This window comes from Pseudomonas sp. TAE6080 (assembly GCF_018732265.1).
Lineage (GTDB): Bacteria > Pseudomonadota > Gammaproteobacteria > Pseudomonadales > Pseudomonadaceae > Aquipseudomonas > Aquipseudomonas brenneri.
This window is the reverse complement of the sequence record NZ_JAHIDY010000011.1, coordinates 1-16508: the sequence shown is the minus strand read 5'-3', so window position 1 is coordinate 16508 and position 16508 is coordinate 1. Positions and strand designations below refer to the sequence as shown.

The 16508-nt window shown below is 61.5% G+C and carries 13 protein-coding genes and 1 riboswitch; of the genes, 7 read left to right on the top strand and 6 right to left on the bottom strand.

Annotated elements, in window-relative coordinates:
- Window positions 1-202: 202 nt before the first annotated feature.
- Complete coding sequence (locus KL786_RS10455) at window positions 203-1609, top strand: hypothetical protein (protein WP_353844659.1); 1407 nt, start codon at window positions 203-205, stop codon at window positions 1607-1609.
- Between the two features lie 2 nt (window positions 1610-1611).
- Here the strand turns inward: KL786_RS10455 and KL786_RS10450 are convergent, their stop codons facing one another.
- Window positions 1612-2268 (bottom strand): phosphotransferase, encoded by a 657-nt coding sequence (locus KL786_RS10450; RefSeq protein ID WP_215517573.1) that lies wholly within the window; start codon window positions 2266-2268, stop codon window positions 1612-1614.
- A 124-nt stretch (window positions 2269-2392) separates the two neighbouring features.
- Here KL786_RS10450 and msbA point away from each other — a divergent pair, with 124 nt between their 5' ends.
- From msbA to KL786_RS10435, 3 genes are all read left to right on the top strand, one after another.
- Window positions 2393-4213, top strand: coding sequence for a lipid A export permease/ATP-binding protein MsbA (gene msbA / locus KL786_RS10445; RefSeq protein WP_215517572.1), 1821 nt, complete (start codon window positions 2393-2395; stop codon window positions 4211-4213).
- 105 nt (window positions 4214-4318) lie between these two features.
- Window positions 4319-5755 carry a bifunctional D-glycero-beta-D-manno-heptose-7-phosphate kinase/D-glycero-beta-D-manno-heptose 1-phosphate adenylyltransferase HldE gene (hldE, locus tag KL786_RS10440; RefSeq protein ID WP_032862101.1) on the top strand — a complete coding sequence of 479 codons (1437 nt, stop codon included), beginning with the start codon at window positions 4319-4321 and terminating at the stop codon, window positions 5753-5755.
- 11 nt (window positions 5756-5766) lie between these two features.
- On the top strand, window positions 5767-6696 hold the full coding sequence (locus KL786_RS10435) for an NAD-dependent epimerase/dehydratase family protein (RefSeq protein ID WP_215517571.1): 930 nt from the start codon (window positions 5767-5769) through the stop codon (window positions 6694-6696).
- A 27-nt stretch (window positions 6697-6723) separates the two neighbouring features.
- On the opposite strand, the gene KL786_RS10430 is transcribed toward KL786_RS10435, so the two are convergent.
- The 4 genes from KL786_RS10430 to KL786_RS10415 form a co-directional block, all read right to left on the bottom strand.
- Complete coding sequence (locus tag KL786_RS10430; protein ID WP_032862097.1) at window positions 6724-7689, bottom strand: hypothetical protein; 966 nt, start codon at window positions 7687-7689, stop codon at window positions 6724-6726.
- Between the two features lie 41 nt (window positions 7690-7730).
- Entirely contained in the window at window positions 7731-8543 is an 813-nt protein-coding gene (locus tag KL786_RS10425) for an aldo/keto reductase (RefSeq protein WP_215517570.1), read from the bottom strand.
- The gene (locus KL786_RS10420; protein WP_215517569.1) at window positions 8540-9715 is read right to left on the bottom strand and encodes an NAD(P)/FAD-dependent oxidoreductase; all 1176 of its coding nucleotides are present in this window, start codon (window positions 9713-9715) and stop codon (window positions 8540-8542) included. The genes KL786_RS10425 and KL786_RS10420 overlap by 4 nt, the downstream gene beginning before the upstream one ends.
- Before the next feature lie 134 nt (window positions 9716-9849).
- The gene (locus KL786_RS10415; RefSeq protein WP_029299169.1) at window positions 9850-10185 is read right to left on the bottom strand and encodes a DMT family transporter; all 336 of its coding nucleotides are present in this window, start codon (window positions 10183-10185) and stop codon (window positions 9850-9852) included.
- Between the two features lie 201 nt (window positions 10186-10386).
- Between KL786_RS10415 and KL786_RS10410 the strand changes: the two genes are divergently transcribed.
- Entirely contained in the window at window positions 10387-11277 is an 891-nt protein-coding gene (locus KL786_RS10410; RefSeq protein WP_215517568.1) for a LysR family transcriptional regulator, read from the top strand.
- A gap of 23 nt (window positions 11278-11300) precedes the next feature.
- On the top strand, window positions 11301-12578 hold the full coding sequence (waaA, locus tag KL786_RS10405; RefSeq protein WP_215517567.1) for a lipid IV(A) 3-deoxy-D-manno-octulosonic acid transferase: 1278 nt from the start codon (window positions 11301-11303) through the stop codon (window positions 12576-12578).
- Window positions 12579-12588: 10 nt separating this feature from the next.
- Here waaA and KL786_RS10400 read toward each other — a convergent pair whose 3' ends face one another.
- Window positions 12589-14025 carry a TolC family outer membrane protein gene (locus tag KL786_RS10400; RefSeq protein ID WP_215517566.1) on the bottom strand — a complete coding sequence of 479 codons (1437 nt, stop codon included), beginning with the start codon at window positions 14023-14025 and terminating at the stop codon, window positions 12589-12591.
- Between the two features lie 196 nt (window positions 14026-14221).
- Window positions 14222-14327: riboswitch (TPP riboswitch) on the top strand.
- A 150-nt stretch (window positions 14328-14477) separates the two neighbouring features.
- On the opposite strand from KL786_RS10400, the gene thiC reads away from it, so the two are divergent.
- Entirely contained in the window at window positions 14478-16367 is a 1890-nt protein-coding gene (gene thiC / locus KL786_RS10395; protein WP_065942887.1) for a phosphomethylpyrimidine synthase ThiC, read from the top strand.
- The last annotated feature ends 141 nt before the right edge of the window (window positions 16368-16508 follow it).

Here is a 16508-nt window from a genome sequence, read left to right as displayed (position 1 = left end):
CCGTGAATCACCAATACAGCGCCTGAGTTGATTGCAACGACCGGGCGCTTGGTTTTTGGCGGCGTGATGGTTTTCTGAAATGGATGTTTTCCAAATCTTGTGCACGCGATGTGACGCCAGGTTTTAAGGGGGGGGTGTGGTTGGTATAGGTAGCAAGGTGTGGGCTCGGGCTTTGAATGTGGTCGTCGAACATCCCGTTCGAGTGGCATTTTTTGGGAGCCTGCTGCTCTCCCTGATCGCCGTGCTGGGCGCGGCGACTGTCGGGCGTGATGCTGCTTTCTACCTGACCATTGCCCAGGACGCTCAAGTCCACGGCCCGAAAGCCGCCTTTGCTGTCTTCAACTGGCCCTGGTTCTCTCTGCTCCTGGCGGGTACCCATTCGGTTTCAGGCCTGCCCATAGAACTGAGCGCTTACTTGTGGTGCTCGCTGTTTGCCGCGGGTACCTGTGCGCTGCTGGTTGACTGCGTGCGCCAGCGCTCGGTGCAGGTGGCGCCATGGGCTTGCCTGGTGGTGCTGGCGATGCCGGCGTTCAACCAGTTTCGTGGCGAAATCCTGCGTGAGTTCGGTTTCTGGTTCTTCTGCATCCTGACGCTCTGGCTGGCCATGCGTTGGCACACCCGAGGCGGGTGGCTGCGGGCAATAACCATCCATCTGGCGATTGTCGCGGCGGCAGCCTTCCGGTTGGAAGCGTTGTTGCTGTTGCCTGCGTTGGGTTTGTGGCAGTTGCCTGGCCTATGGATACGCGAGCGGCGCCTGGCGCTCTTGCAGTTTGTCGCGCTGCCGCTGCTTGCGGTTGTGGCGGGGATGGTGCTGGTCTCGGTGACGGGCGGTTTTACATCGGCCCGTGTGGCCTACTATCTGGACCTGATCAACCCAAGCAGTGTGCTGGCGTCATTCGATTTACTGCGTGAGCAATTTTCCAACTCGCTGATCAACAAGTATTCCCAGGATGAAACCGGACGCATCATCTTTTTCGGCCTGCTGGCGGCCATGGTCATCAGCTTTGTGAATATGTCCGGCCTGTTTGCCGTGCCGTTCTTGCTGGGCCGCAATTGGCAGGCGATCAAGCGCTATTGGCATGAGTATCGGCCTTTTGCCTGGGCGGCGGTGTTGTACCTGCTGGTACTGCTGCTGTTCTTTATCCAGCAGCAGTTCATGAACGCACGCTACATGAGCTTCTTGAACCTGCTGTTTGTGCCAGCGTTGGCGATAGCGCTGCAAATGTTTGCCCGGCAGTTCCCGCGCCTCGGTAAGGTCTTGGTGGCGGTATGCTTGCTGGTGATGCTATCCAACGTGGTGTCCACCGGGCCGGGCAAGGTCCAGTACGTCGACGCTGGGCGTTGGATGGCGGCGAATGTCGAGCCGGACGTCCCGGCCTATTTCGACGACGGCCGGATCGGCTATTATGCCGGGCGTGGTTATCTGCTCAAGCAATTGACCCGGGAAGCGGCCATGTCACCGGCCCATGCAGATAAATTCCGCTACTTCCTGATCGAAGCCCGCGGTAACGAACCCTGGCTCACCAGCTGGCTGGCCGAGCGCAACCTGCGCATCGTCGAGCGCTTCGCCAATCGCCGAGGCGCCACGGTACTGGTCATCACCCAGTAAAATCAGCCCAGTAATTGCCGCAGGCGCTCAATCAACGGCGCCTGCTGACTGCCTGCCGGCAAGCCCTGGCGATAGCCATCGAAGAAGACTTGCCCGGCATCATCGCCCAGCAGCCATTGCCGATCCTCGGGATAGCGCCGCAGATGGCTGAAGTTGCGCAGCCGCTTGCTCTGGCTCAGCGGGACGCTCTGGCAGCTCAGGTCGGCAATGTCGATCAGCCCCAGGGTGTTTTCCGGTGTCAGGACCACGTTGCCAAAGTGCAGCGAGCGAAAGTACACGCCTTTCTCATGCAATTGCGCGATGAAACAGCCGAGGCGCCCACGCAGGGCGTCGGCGTCTTGCTTGGCGAGTTTGAGCTGGCGGATGGTTTCCCCGGCCAGCGGGCTGTAGTACACCGCATCCCGCGCAATGCTGGGGATGCGATACACCGCAATGATGCGCGGGCAGGGGATGTCCCGTTGCTGTAGCGCGCGGGTGTTGTTGGCGAAGCGTTGTGCATACGGGTAGAACAGTGCTGAACTGAGCAGACGCTTGCGCCGGAACAGTTTGAGTATGCAACCATCGGTCAACCGGAGCACCTTGTCGCCAGAACCATCGGCTTCCAGCACCTGCGCGCCAGCGCGCAATGCCTCGTAGGTGTTGTGATCGATTACTTGCATGCCTGACTCCCATCAATAGCCGGCTATCTTAACCGACTTGGTGCAAGGCTGGCCCCTGCTCGTGTTTTTTGGGGCGAAGAGGCCTGTGATATGATCCGCGCCTTACTGATTTGCGCGGATTCCCATGAGCAGTCCTGAACCGAAAACCCAGTCGACGCTGGCGATTTACTTTCGCCTCCTGACTTACGTACGGCCTTATGTGGGTCTGTTCATCCTGAGTATCGTCGGGTTCCTGATCTTCGCATCGACCCAGCCGATGCTCGCTTACATCCTCAAGTATTTCGTCGATGGCCTGGCGAACCCCGAGGCCAGCCTGTTCCCCGGTAACCCTTATCTTGGCAAATTGCAGTTGCTGGAAACCGTGCCGCTGATGATCGTCCTGATCGCCGCATGGCAGGGTGTGGGTTCTTTCCTTGGCAACTTCTTCCTGGCCCGGGTTTCCCTGGGGTTGGTCCACGACTTGCGCGTGGTGCTGTTCAACAAGCTGTTGGAGCTGCCAAACCGCTTCTTTGACAAGAACAACTCCGGCCACCTGATTTCGCGCATTACCTTCAACGTCACCATGGTCACCGGGGCTGCCACCGATGCGATCAAGGTGGTTATCCGTGAAGGCATGACCGTGATTTTCCTGTTCTGCACCCTGGTGTGGATGAACTGGAAGCTGACCCTGGTGATGCTGGCGATCCTGCCGGTGATCGGCATGATGGTGAACAGCACCAGCCGTAAATTCCGCAAGCAAAGCAAGAAGATCCAGGTGTCCATGGGCGACGTGACCCATGTGGCATCCGAGACGATCCACGGTTACCGCGTGGTCCGCAGCTTTGGCGGCGAGCAGTATGAAAAGGTGCGCTTCGAACAGGCGAGCCTGAGCAATACCGAGAAACAACTGGCGATGACCAAGACCGGCGCGGTGTACACGCCGATGCTGCAACTGGTGACCTACAGTGCAATGGCCGTGGTCATGTTCCTGGTCCTGTATTTGCGTGGCGATGCCTCGCCGGGTGACTTGGTGGCCTATATCACCATGGCTGGCCTGTTGCCCAAGCCGATTCGCCAGCTTTCCGAAGTCAGCTCGACCATCCAGAAGGGCGTGGCGGGTGCCGAGAGTATTTTCGAGCAATTGGATGAGTCGGTAGAAGTCGACCAGGGCGTGATTGAGCATGAGCGTCTGGCTGGGCGCATTGAAGTGCGCAACCTCAGCTTCCAATACCCGGAAAGCGACAAGAAGGTGCTCAACGACATCAGCTTTATCGTCGAGCCTGGGCAAATGGTCGCGTTGGTGGGGCGTTCGGGCAGCGGCAAGTCGACCCTGGCGGGCTTGATCCCGCGCTTCTACCAGCATGAGCAGGGGCAGATTCTGCTTGATGGCGTGCGCGTGCAGGATTTCACCCTGCGCAACCTGCGCCGGCAAATTGCCCTGGTGACCCAGCAGGTCACGCTGTTCAACGACACCGTGACCAACAACATCGCCTATGGCGACCTGGCCGGAGCGCCCATCGAAGCGGTACAGCACGCCGCTCGCGAAGCGTATGCCGACGAGTTCATTGTGAAGATGCCCCAGGGCTACGAGACCATGGTGGGCGAGAACGGTGTGCTGCTGTCCGGTGGCCAGCGCCAGCGCATCGCGATTGCCCGGGCCCTGCTCAAGGATGCACCGCTGCTGATTCTCGACGAGGCCACCTCGGCCCTGGATACCGAGTCCGAGCGCCATATCCAGGCCGCCCTGGACCATGTGGTGAAGAACCGCACGACCCTGGTGATTGCCCACCGCTTGAGCACCATCGAGAAAGCCGACCTGATCCTGGTGATGGACGATGGCCAGATTGTCGAGCGCGGCACCCATGTCGAGTTGCTGGCGAAGAATGGCTACTACGCCCGCCTGCACGCCAAGGAGTTCGAAGAAGGCGACCCGGTGGCGCCCTCCCACGTGACGGATGCCTATTGAGGCGTCATTGCCGCCGGGCTGGAATCGACCGCCAGGATTGAAGCGGTCGATGCTTTTCCCTGTGCTAATATCGCGCCCCTGTTCATTTTGTATGTGGGTTGCTCCATGAAGTTGTCCATGCCGCGATTCGATCAAGCCCCTGTCTTGGTGGTCGGCGATGTCATGCTCGACCGTTACTGGCATGGCGGTACCTCACGGATTTCCCCTGAGGCACCGGTACCGGTAGTCAAGGTCGAGCAAATCGAAGACCGTCCAGGCGGCGCTGCCAACGTCGCCCTTAACATCGCCGCACTCGGCGCCCCGGCCTCCCTGGTCGGCGTGACCGGTGACGACGAAGCCGCCGACAGCCTGACCAACAGCCTGCGCGGCGCTGGCGTGCGTGCCCTGTTCCAGCGCATTGCCCATCAGCCGACCATCGTCAAGCTGCGGGTCATGAGCCGTCACCAGCAATTGCTGCGTATCGATTTTGAAGAACCTTTTGCTACCGACGCCCTGGCCCTCAGTGAGCAGGTCGACGAGTTGCTCGAAGGCATCAAGGTGCTGGTGCTGTCGGACTACGGCAAAGGCGCACTGAAAAACCACCAGATGCTGATCCAGGCCGCCAAGGCCCGTGGCATCCCGGTGCTGGCCGATCCCAAGGGCAAGGACTTCTCGGTTTACCGGGGCGCCAGCCTGATCACGCCGAACCTCAGCGAATTTGAAACCATCGTCGGCGGCTGCGCCGATGAGCACGAACTGGTGAGCAAAGGCGCAAGCCTGATGGCCGAGCTCGACCTCGGTGCCTTGCTGGTGACCCGTGGCGAACACGGCATGACCCTGCTGCGCCCCGGTCACCCGGCGATGCACTTGCCGGCGCGTGCGCGGGAAGTGTTCGACGTCACGGGCGCCGGCGACACCGTGATCTCGACCCTGGCGGCAGCGATTGCGGCGGGGGAGGAGTTGCCCCATGCGGTAGCCCTGGCCAACCTGGCAGCGAGCATCGTGGTGGGCAAGCTGGGTACGGCGTCCATCAGTGCCCCGGAACTGCGTCGCGCGATCCAGCGCGAGGAAGGCTCGGAGCGTGGTGTGTTGAGCCTGGACCAACTGCTGCTGGCGATTGACGATGCCCGTGCCCATAACGAAAGCATCGTTTTCACCAACGGTTGTTTCGACATTCTGCACGCCGGGCATGTGACCTACCTGGAGCAGGCTCGCGCCCAGGGTGATCGCCTGATCGTGGCGATCAACGATGATGCTTCGGTCAGCCGCCTGAAAGGGCCGGGTCGGCCGATCAACAGTGTCGACCGGCGCATGGCGGTGCTGGCTGGGTTGGGCGCGGTGGACTGGGTGATCAGCTTCTCCGAGGGCACCCCGGAAAACCTCCTGGCCCAGGTCAAGCCTGATGTATTGGTCAAGGGCGGTGACTACTCGGTCGACCAGGTGGTCGGCGCCGATATCGTCAACGCCTATGGTGGCAAGGTCAAAGTTCTCGGGTTGGTGGAAAACAGCTCGACTACCGCGATTGTCGAAAAAATCCGCCAAACCAACGATGCCGCTCAATAGGTTTTACCGTTATGTCTGATGCTCTCGTACTGATTACCGGCGGTGCCGGCTTTATCGGTTCCAACCTGGTCGATGCACTGCTTGCCAAGGGCTATGCGGTGCGGGTGCTGGATAACCTGTCCACCGGCAAGCGCAGTAACCTGCCACTGGACAACCCGCGCCTGCAATTGCTCGAAGGCGACGTGGCCGATGCTGCACTGGTTGCCCGCGCGGCTGTAGGGGCGACGGCGGTGGTGCACCTGGCGGCAGTCGCTTCGGTGCAGGCATCGGTGGATGACCCGGTCAGTACGCACCAGAGCAACTTCGTTGGTAGCCTGAATGTCTGCGAAGCCATGCGCCAGGCCGGGGTCAAGCGCGTGGTGTTTGCCTCCAGTGCCGCGGTGTATGGCAACAACGGCGAGGGCGACTCCATCGATGAGCAAACCGCCAAGGCGCCGCTGACGCCTTATGCCTCGGACAAATTGGCCAGCGAGCACTACTTTGACTTCTACCGTCGCCAGCATGGCCTGGAGCCGGTGATTTTCCGCTTCTTCAATATTTTTGGCCCGCGCCAGGATCCTTCATCGCCGTATTCCGGGGTGATCAGCATCTTCAGCGAGCGTGCGCAAAAAGGCCTGCCGATTGCGGTGTTTGGCGACGGAGAGCAAACCCGGGATTTCATGTACGTCGGGGATCTGGTGGCGGTGTTGGTGCAAGCGGTGGAAATGGCCGAGGCGCCCCTGGGTGCGATCAATGTCGGCTGGAACCGCACCACCACGCTCAAGCAGTTGCTGCAGGCGCTGTCGGAAATCGTCGGTTCGTTGCCGCCTGTCAGCTACACAGAACCGCGTTCGGGGGACATCCGGCACTCAAGGGCCAATAACCAGCGCTTGGCAGCGAGTTTCACATTGCCTGAGCCGACGCCGCTGAAGGTTGGGCTGGAAAAACTGCTCAACCAGTAAGTACCACTTGCCACAGGCGGGGCTGCTTTAGTGACCCGCCTTCTTCGGTACGATCTTGCGCAAGATCTGCCGGGCCCGGCCAGTCAGCTGTTTCAACTTCGATTCCTTCTCCGGTGCGCTCAGGCCCTGTTGCCTGAGCCAGTCCTTCCAGCGGATCCGCTCATCGCGCACCAGCCAGCCTTCCTGCTGGGCAAAACTTTCGGCCAGGTACAGCCCGCGCGTGCTCGCCGGCACCAGTTGATCCTTCTTCAGGGTATACAGCTCGGCGCAAGGCTGGCCGTCCTTCAGGGGCATCAGGTACAAGTCCGGGCGCTGGCGGTCCAGGCGTGCCACCAGTTGATCGCCCTCCAGGCGTTCATCCACATGGAACAAGCTCAGGGACTTGGCTTCCTTCGGCACTTCCAGGCGCAGGTCGTAGATCAATTGCAGTGAGGCTGTGGGCAGGTGCACATAGGCCCGCGGGCGTTCGATCAACTGCATGTTGGCGCAGCGCACAGGGCGGGCAGCGCCGGACAACGGCGACAGACGAAACGGCAAGGCCTCACGGTAATGCAGCGCGCTGGAGTAGGGCGCCGGCAGCCAGGTATCGTTGAAACGTCCGCCCAGCCAGCCCTCCGGGGTTTCCAGGAGGCATTCCTCGGCGATTTCCTGAATGGCGGTGTGCAGCGGCAGGTTCAACTCGTGGGCCGGTACGTAGCCGGAAATCAGCTTGAGCACCACATCGCCACGGTCCTGGCGACGCTGGCGCACCAGTACCCAGTAATCGCGGTTTTGCCAATGCAATGTCAGGCGCACCGACACCCCAAGGTTGGCCAGTTCCAGGGCAAAGCGCTCGGCGTCGGCCACTTCTACCGGCTTGCGCCGCTGCAGGGTCTGGGCAAAATTGAGCGGCATGCCCACGCTCTGGTAGCTCAGGCCTTCGGGGGTGGCTTCGACGTACAGCGGCAGTGTTTTAAAGTTACTGGGGTTTTTTCTTATGAGCGTTCGCGGCATGTCGGCTCCTTCTTGCGTCGGGGTCGGCCGCGTCGGCGGCATCAGGATTGGCGAATGATCTTGGCAGCGGTTGCCACATTGTGGGCAAGGTGCAACGGGTTGATGGTCCCGACAATAGCACTGGCCACGCCCGTTTGCGCAAACAACAAGATGAAACTGGCGTGAATTGGATCCACTCCTGGCTCAAGGCAGGCATGACCACTGGCCAGGGCCTTTTTCACCAGGATGCCTTTGCCGTGGGCGGCGGCGTAATCAATCACGGCCTTTTCGTTTTGCTCGTTCAGATTGTAGGTGACCATGGCGCAATCACCTTGTTCCAGAGCCTTCACGCCGCCTTCGACGGTTTTGCCGGAGAAGCCGAAACCGCGAATCTTGCCCTCGGCCTTGAGGTCCGCCAGGGTCTGGTAGACCTCGCAGTCGTTGAGGATATGCAAGTCGTTGCCATCGGAGTGCACCAGCACCAGATCGATAAAATCCGTTTCCAGGCGTTTCAGGCTGCGCTCCACGGACAGCCGGGTGTGGGCCGCGCTGAAATCGTGATGGGACACGCCGTCGACAAACTCTTCGCCGACCTTGCTGACAATGACCCAATCCTGGCGCTGGCCACGCAGCAGCGGGCCCAGGCGTTCTTCGCTGTGGCCGTAGGCGGGGGCGGTGTCGATCAGGTTGATCCCCAGCTCGCGCGCCTGGCGCAGTAACATCCGCGCCTGCTCATCATCGGGGATCTGGAAACCACTGGGGTACTTCACGCCTTGGTCGCGCCCCAGCTTCACGGTGCCCAGGCCCAGTGGCGACACCAGCAGGCCGGTGCTGCCCAGGGGGCGATGAAGGTCGTGCAGGGTCGGCAGGCTCATGGCAACAATTGCTCCCAGGCAGGTTGGGCGATGGCTGGGCGCGGCAGTTGCGGCAAGGGTTCGCTGGGTGCTGGCTGGATGCCGTCACGTTCCAGGGCGTTGAGCACTCGGTCGGCGAAGTCCGGTGCCAGGGCCAGCTTGGTTGGCCAGCCCACCAGCAGGCGGCCCTGTTCGGCGAGGAACGCGTTGTCCGGCCGGGTCAGGCCTGATTGCAGGGGCTCGGCGCGATCTACACGCAAGGTTGCCCATTGGGTCTGGCTCATGTCGATCCACGGCAGCAACTGCGCCAGCTCCTTTTGCGCCGTGGCGATCTGCTCGGCGGGCGTGCGGTGCACGCCTTCGGCCTCGGCAATGTCGCCGCCCATGTACCACACCCAATTGCCATCAGCGGCTGGGTGCGTGGTGATGGTGATCCGTGGCTTGGTGCCGCCGCCCAGGCAATGCGCGTACAAAGGTTTGAGGCCGGGGCCCTTGGCGATGATCATATGCAGCGGGCGCTTTTGCATGGCTGGCTGGCTCAGGCCCAGGGCCGTCAGCAGCTCGGCGGTGCCACCGCCGGCACTCAGCACGATGCGCTGGGCGCGAATCGCCCGGCCATCGACTTTCAGGCCAACCAGGATGCCACCCTCAAGCAGTGGCTCGATCTGTTGCCCGGCGAGCAGGCCGTCACCGGCCAGTTGCGCCAGGCGTTCGATCAGGCTCGGCACATCCACCACCAGTTCGGCCAGGCGATAGACCTTGCCCTTGAAGCGACGGTCTTGCAGGGCTGGCGGCAAATCGTCGCCCTTGACCTGATCGACACGGCCGCGCACCGCTTTGCTGGCGAAGAAACTGGTGAGATTGCCGGCCAGGGTGCCCGGCGACCACAGATAATGGGCCTGGGACAGCAGGCGCACGCCCGTCAGGTCCAACTCGCCTGTACCCGCCAGCGCTTCACGCCAGCGTCGCGGCATATCGGCAATGGCTTCGGAGGCGCCGGTCAGGGCACCGTGCAAGGCGTATTTCGCACCACCGTGAATGATCCCCTGGGACTTCACGCTCTGCCCGCCACCCAGGGTCGCGTTCTCCACCACAATCGTGGAAAACCCCTGGCTGCGCAGGCGCGCATTGAGCCAGAGGCCGGCAACCCCGGCGCCGACAATCAGGACGTCGGTGGAAATAACGGATGGCATGCGCGGCTGACCTCGGCGATTGAAAAGAGGCAGTATACCGCGCAGCTGCAAGTTTCAAGCTGCATGCGTCAAGTTAGAAGCGGGCAACCTTGCTTTTTCTTACCGCTTACCGCTTGAAACTTGCAGCTGTTTTTCTAATGCCCTGCCGTTTTCGAAAACAACTGAATCACCACCACCCCCAGCACAATCAAGCCCATCCCGAGCATCGCCGGCAGATCGAGCTTCTGCCCATAGATAAACAGCGCCGCGATGCTGACCATGACAATGCCCATCCCGGCCCATACCGCATAGGCCACGCCCACCGGGACGGTGCGCACCACCAGGGTCAGCATCCAGAACGCCACGCCATAGCCGACGATAACCAGCAACAACGGGATCGGTGTGCTCCAGCCCTTGATCGCTTTCATGGAAACGGTGGCGATCACTTCCGAGCAGATGGCGATAGCCAGGTAGTAGTAGGCGACGTTCATGGGGCAATCCTCGGGATGGGCTCAATACTGTAGGAGCGAGCTTGCTCGCGAAAATCGTTAACGATTACGCGTATAACCTGGTTGAACGTGGTGTTCTTGGGGTTTTCGCGAGCAAGCTCGCTCCTACAAAGGTGGGCATTTTAGTGCGTTCTCAGATGGGGTAAAGTCATTACCTATCCGAATTCAAGATAGGTTTAACCCATGAGCGTGCAATGGAACCTGGAGCAGATGCGCCTGTTTGTCAGCGTCGCCGAGCAGCGCTCGTTTTCAGCGGTGGCGCGGGACCAGCGCAAGGCGCAATCGGCGGTAAGTAGTGGTATTGCCTTACTGGAGGCCGACCTGGGCGTGAGCCTGTTTGATCGCAGCAGCGGCCGCCAGCCCCGGTTGACCGAGGCCGGCACGGTGCTGCTGGAGGAGGCTCGGGAAGTGCTGCGCCAGTGCGAGCGCCTCAATGGCCGCGCCTTGTCCCTGATGCGTGGCGAAGAAGCACGGCTGCGCCTGGCCCAGGACGAAGCCATGCTGTATCAGCCGGTACTCGACAGCCTTGAGGCGCTGGCCGGGAAGTTTCCTAGCCTGGAAGTGCAATTATCGAGCACGGCCCAGGGGGATGTCGCACGCAAATTAGTCGAGCGCAAAGCGGACCTGGGGTTGCTGTTCTATCACGACCAGATCCCCGAAGCGCTGGAGCGGCGGGTGGTCGGCAGCGTGGAGATGGTCACGGTGTGCGGCGTCGGGCATCCGCTGGCCAGGGGCGGTTTTGTCGATTGTCAGCGCCTGGCGCAGTTTCGCCAGTTGCTGATGTCGACCCAGACCAGCGTCTACCCTGGCAGCGAGGCGGCCAGCCCGCAGGTCTGGCGTGCCGACAGCTTCTACGTGTTGGCCGAGTGGCTGGCCCGTGGCCTGGGCTGGGCCTGGCTGCCGCGGCATGTGGTGCAATACCCGACATATCAGGGGCAGATGGTTGAGTTGGACAGTGAATGGACCCCGCCCGCCCTGGTGGTGGAGCTGGTCTGGCGCCGGGATGAACCCTTGGGCCCGGCGGCGCGCTTTCTGGCCGAACGTTTTACCGAGTGTTTGCAGGCGATCGGCTGAAAAAGCCGATAAACTCCGCCGCCATGAATAGAACTCTCTACAGCTGTCTGTTTTATCTGGCGCTGCCGTTGGTGGCCTTACGTCTATGGCTACGGGCACGCAAGGCGCCGGCCTACGCCAAGCGCGTCAGCGAGCGCTTTTCCTACGGTTTGCCGGTACTCAAGCCCGGTGGGATCTGGGTGCACGCGGTGTCGGTCGGCGAGAGCATTGCCGCCGCGCCGATGATCCGCGGCTTGCTGGAGCGCCACCCTGAGTTGCCGATCACCGTCACCTGTATGACGCCCACTGGTTCCGAGCGGATCCAGGCGTTGTTCGCCAATGAGCCGCGCATCCAGCATTGCTACCTGCCCTATGACTTGCCGTGTGCCGCCAAACGCTTTCTGGACCGGGTCCAGCCCAGGCTGGCGGTCATCATGGAAACCGAGTTGTGGCCCAATCATATCCACCAGTGCGCCAAGCGCGGGATTCCCGTGGTCCTGGCCAATGCGCGGCTGTCGGCCCGCTCGGCCAAGGGCTACGGACGTTTCGCCAAACTGACAGCACCGATGCTGGCAGAAATGAGCTTGTTCGCCGTGCAGACCGCCACCGAGGCCGAGCGTTTTCGTAGCCTGGGCGCACGCCCGGAAACGGTCGAAGTCACCGGTTCGATCAAGTTTGACCTGACCATTGATCCACAATTGCTAGAGCGTGCCTCCGCGTTGCGCGAGCAGTGGCAGGCCAGCGAGCGCCCGGTGTGGATCGCCGCCAGTACCCACGAGGGTGAAGATGAAGTGGTGCTGGCGGCCCATCGGCAGTTGCTGACCAGCTATCCCAACGCCCTGTTGATTCTGGTGCCCCGGCATCCGGAGCGTTTCAACACGATGTTTGAGCTGTGCCAGCAGCAGGGGTTTGCCACGGTACGGCGCTCCAGCGGCGCGCCGGTCAACGCCCAGACCTCGGTGTTGCTGGGCGACACCATGGGCGAGTTGCTGTTTTTGTATGCCTTGGCCGACAGTGCTTTTGTCGGCGGCAGCCTGGTGCCCAACGGCGGGCACAACCTGTTGGAGCCCGCAGCGCTGGCCAAGCCGGTGATCAGCGGCCCGCACCTGTTCAACTTCCTTGAAATCGCCGCGATGATGCGCGAAGCCGGGGCGTTGCGGGAGGTGGAGGATGCCGAGGGATTGGCCGAGGCGGTGCGGCAGTTGTTCGAACTGCCGCAGGATGCCCGGAAGATGGCGCAGGCGGGGCTCAAGGTGATGCAGGGCAATCAGGGGGCGTTGAAGCGCTTGCTCGATGGCCTCGATCGCCTGATCAACCGCTGACCTTGTGGGTTTAGTAGCCGGGGCGGGCCTTCAGTTGTTCGGCCGCAGCCTTGGCCAGGTCTGGCGGCAGGAAGTCCTTGTCCGGGTTGTAGTCAGCCTTCAGGTACCGCGCCAGATCCTGCAGATCCCCCGGGTTCAATGTCCCCGCTGCCTGCTTCAAGCGCAGGTTGTCGAGGATGTAGTCGTAGCGGCTGTTGTTGTAGTTGCGCACCGACGCGTAGAGCTGGCGCTGCGAATCCAGCACATCGACGATATTGCGCGTGCCCACCTGGTAACCGATTTCCGTGGCTTCCACTGCGCTCTGGTTGGAGATGATCGACTGGCGGCGTGCCTGCACCTGTTCCACATCGGTATTCACCGCACGGTGCAGATTGCGGGTGTTTTCCACCACCTGGCGGCGCAGGCCTTCGCGCTGCTGCTCGGTCTGGCCCAGGCGCGAATAGGATTCGCGCACCTGGGAACTGGTGAGGCCGCCGCTGTACAGCGGGATATTCAGGCGCAGGCCGATGGTGCGTTGTTCGACATCGCCGCGATAAGTACCGAGTGGGTTGGGGTTGCTGAAGCCTAGGGCGTCGTTGTCGCCTTTCTCGTATTGCGCCACCGCATCCAGGGTCGGCGCGTGGCCGGCCTTGCGTTGCTTGAGGGTTTCTTCGGCGGCGGTGACTGCATAGTTGCTGGCCAGCAAATTCAGATTCTGCCGGCCGGCGGTGTCGACCCAGGCCTTGGCGTCGTTGGGCGACGGCGGCAATACCGGCAGGGTGTGGACGATGCCCTGGATCGCGTTGTATTGGCGGTTGGTCAGGGTGATCAGCGCTTCAAACGCATCATCCACCTGGCGCTGGGCGAGGATCCGGTTGGCCCGCGCGGTGTCGTAGCTGGCCTGGGATTGCAGCACGTCGGTCTTGTCCGACAGGCCCACGTCGAAACGTTCGTTGGACTGGTCCAGTTGGCGCTTGAAGGCAGCCTCTTCGGCCTTGGTCGAGGCCAGGTTGTCCTGGGCACGCAGCACGGCGAAGTAGTTCTCGGCGCTTTGCAGGATCAGTTCCTGCTCGGTGGCCGAGAGTTGCAGCGCAGCCTGCTCGTTGACGGCTTCGGCGGCTTGCAACTGGAACCAGCGGTCGGCACGGAACAGCGGCTGGCTCAGGGTTGCGCGCCAGGTGTGGGCGTCGCGATTGGCGGTGGCCGACGGTGTGTCGATCTGGGTGCGCACATTGTTGATGTCGGCACCGGCCGAGAGATTGGGCAGCAGGCCGGCACGGGCCTGGGGCACCACTTCTTTCTGCGCGCCGTATTGGGCGCGGGCGGCGGCCAGGTCGGCATTGTTGTCCACCGCTTCCTGGTAGACGCTGACCAGGTCGGTTTTGGTCGACAAGGGCGCTTCAGCTGCCCAGACCATTCCATTGGTCGCACAAGACACGGCAAGAGCCAGTGAAAGTTTGCGCAGCATGAGGCGATCCCTAGATAAATATTACGGCGATAATTTAGCGCCCAAGGCTACGACGAGCAATCCATAGCGTCAAGGCGTTGAGACAGTAGCCGAGTGTAGTGGCCGTATCACGGCGCAACAATCCTGTAATTGCGCCATTCATCACGCTGAATGCACCGCTATTGGCAATTTGCCTGCTTCATGGTCTAGACTGGCCGCGTTCTTGTCGGGGTGCCTTGCTATGAGGCTGAGATCGGTAAATACCGGATCCCGTTGAACCTGATCAGGTTAGCGCCTGCGTAGGGAACAAGATTTCTCGTCACCCGGCGAGTCCTCTTGTGCTTCGTCCGGGATGTTGTTCGACAATCGAACAGCCCTCGTGCGCCAAGCACAGCACTGGTTCCAGTGCGTCCGTCCGTCACAGGTTCGCTCCGACAAAAATCCACTGCCTGGATGTGTCTGGAGAGCCCGTGATGAGTACAAAACTAAAAAACACCGTGCATTTGAGTGAGTCGGCCAAGGTTGACTCGGGATCCGTGCAGCCGTTTACCCGCTCGCAAAAAGTCTATGTGCAGGGCACCCGCCCGGACATCCGCGTACCGATGCGTGAGGTCAGCCTCGACGTGACCCCCACCGATTTCGGCGGCGAAATCAATGCGCCCGTGGTGGTCTACGACACCTCCGGCCCGTACACCGACCCGAATGTCATCATTGACGTGCGCAAGGGCCTGGGCGATGTGCGTTCGCCGTGGATCGAATCCCGTGGCGACACCGAGCGCCTGTCGGGCCTCAGTTCGCACTTCGGCCAGCAGCGCCTGAGCGACGCCGAACTGACCGCCCTGCGTTTTGCCCACGTTAAAAATCCGCGCCGTGCCAAGGCCGGGGCCAACGTCACGCAAATGCACTACGCGCGCCAGGGCATCATCACCGCCGAGATGGAATACGTCGCCATCCGCGAAAACATGAAGCTTGAAGAAGCCCGCGCGGCCGGCCTGCTGACCCAGCAACACGCCGGCCACAGCTTCGGCGCCAGCGTGCCGAAAATCATCACCCCGGAGTTCGTGCGCGAAGAAATCGCCCGCGGCCGCGCGATCATCCCGGCCAACATCAACCACACCGAACTGGAACCGATGATCATCGGCCGTAACTTCCTGGTGAAGATCAACGGCAACATCGGCAACAGCGCCCTGGGCTCGTCCATCGAAGAAGAAGTGGCGAAACTCACCTGGGGCATTCGCTGGGGCTCGGACACCGTGATGGACCTGTCCACCGGCAAACACATCCACGAAACCCGCGAGTGGATCATCCGTAACTCGCCGGTGCCGATTGGTACGGTGCCGATCTACCAGGCCCTGGAAAAAGTCGGCGGCGCTGCCGAAGACCTGACCTGGGAGCTGTTTCGCGACACCCTGATCGAACAGGCCGAGCAGGGCGTCGACTACTTCACCATCCACGCCGGCGTGCTGCTGCGCTATGTACCGCTGACCGCCAAGCGTGTCACCGGTATCGTTTCCCGTGGCGGCTCGATCATGGCCAAGTGGTGCCTGGCGCATCACAAAGAGAACTTCACCTACACGCATTTCGATGAAATCTGCGAAATCATGAAGGCCTACGACGTCAGCTTCTCCCTCGGCGATGGCCTGCGCCCGGGGTCGATTGCCGACGCCAACGACGCCGCGCAGTTCGGTGAGCTGGAAACCCTCGGCGAACTGACCAAGATCGCCTGGAAGCACGACGTACAAACCATGATCGAAGGTCCGGGCCACGTGCCGATGCAGTTGATCAAGGAGAACATGGACAAGCAGCTGGAGTGCTGTGACGAAGCGCCGTTCTACACCCTCGGCCCGCTGACCACTGACATTGCACCGGGCTACGACCACATCACCTCAGGCATCGGTGCGGCGATGATCGGCTGGTTCGGTTGCGCGATGCTCTGCTACGTCACGCCCAAGGAACACCTGGGCCTGCCGAACAAGGATGACGTGAAGACCGGGATCATCACCTACAAAATCGCGGCCCATGCGGCAGACTTGGCAAAAGGTCATCCAGGCGCGCAGATCCGTGACAACGCCTTGAGCAAGGCGCGGTTCGAGTTCCGCTGGGAAGACCAGTTCAACCTCGGCCTGGACCCGGACACCGCGCGCTCCTACCACGATGAAACCCTGCCCAAGGATTCGGCCAAGGTCGCGCATTTCTGCTCGATGTGCGGGCCGAAATTCTGCTCGATGAAAATTACCCAGGAAGTGCGCGAGTACGCGGCCAACCAGCGTATCGAGGCGGTGGATGTGGATGTGGCCAAGGGCTTGGCCGAGCAGGCGGAGCGGTTCAAGCAGGAAGGTAGCCAGCTCTACAAAAAGGTCTGATCCGAGATCGCAGGCGCCTGTAAGGGCCTCATCGCGAGCAAGCCCGCTCCCACTCGATCGAGTTCCACATCTGGAATGCGGTCGAATGGACTGCCCCCGAAAAGTTGGACAGTTTCAGCTAGCAGCCTCAGCAGCATGAGT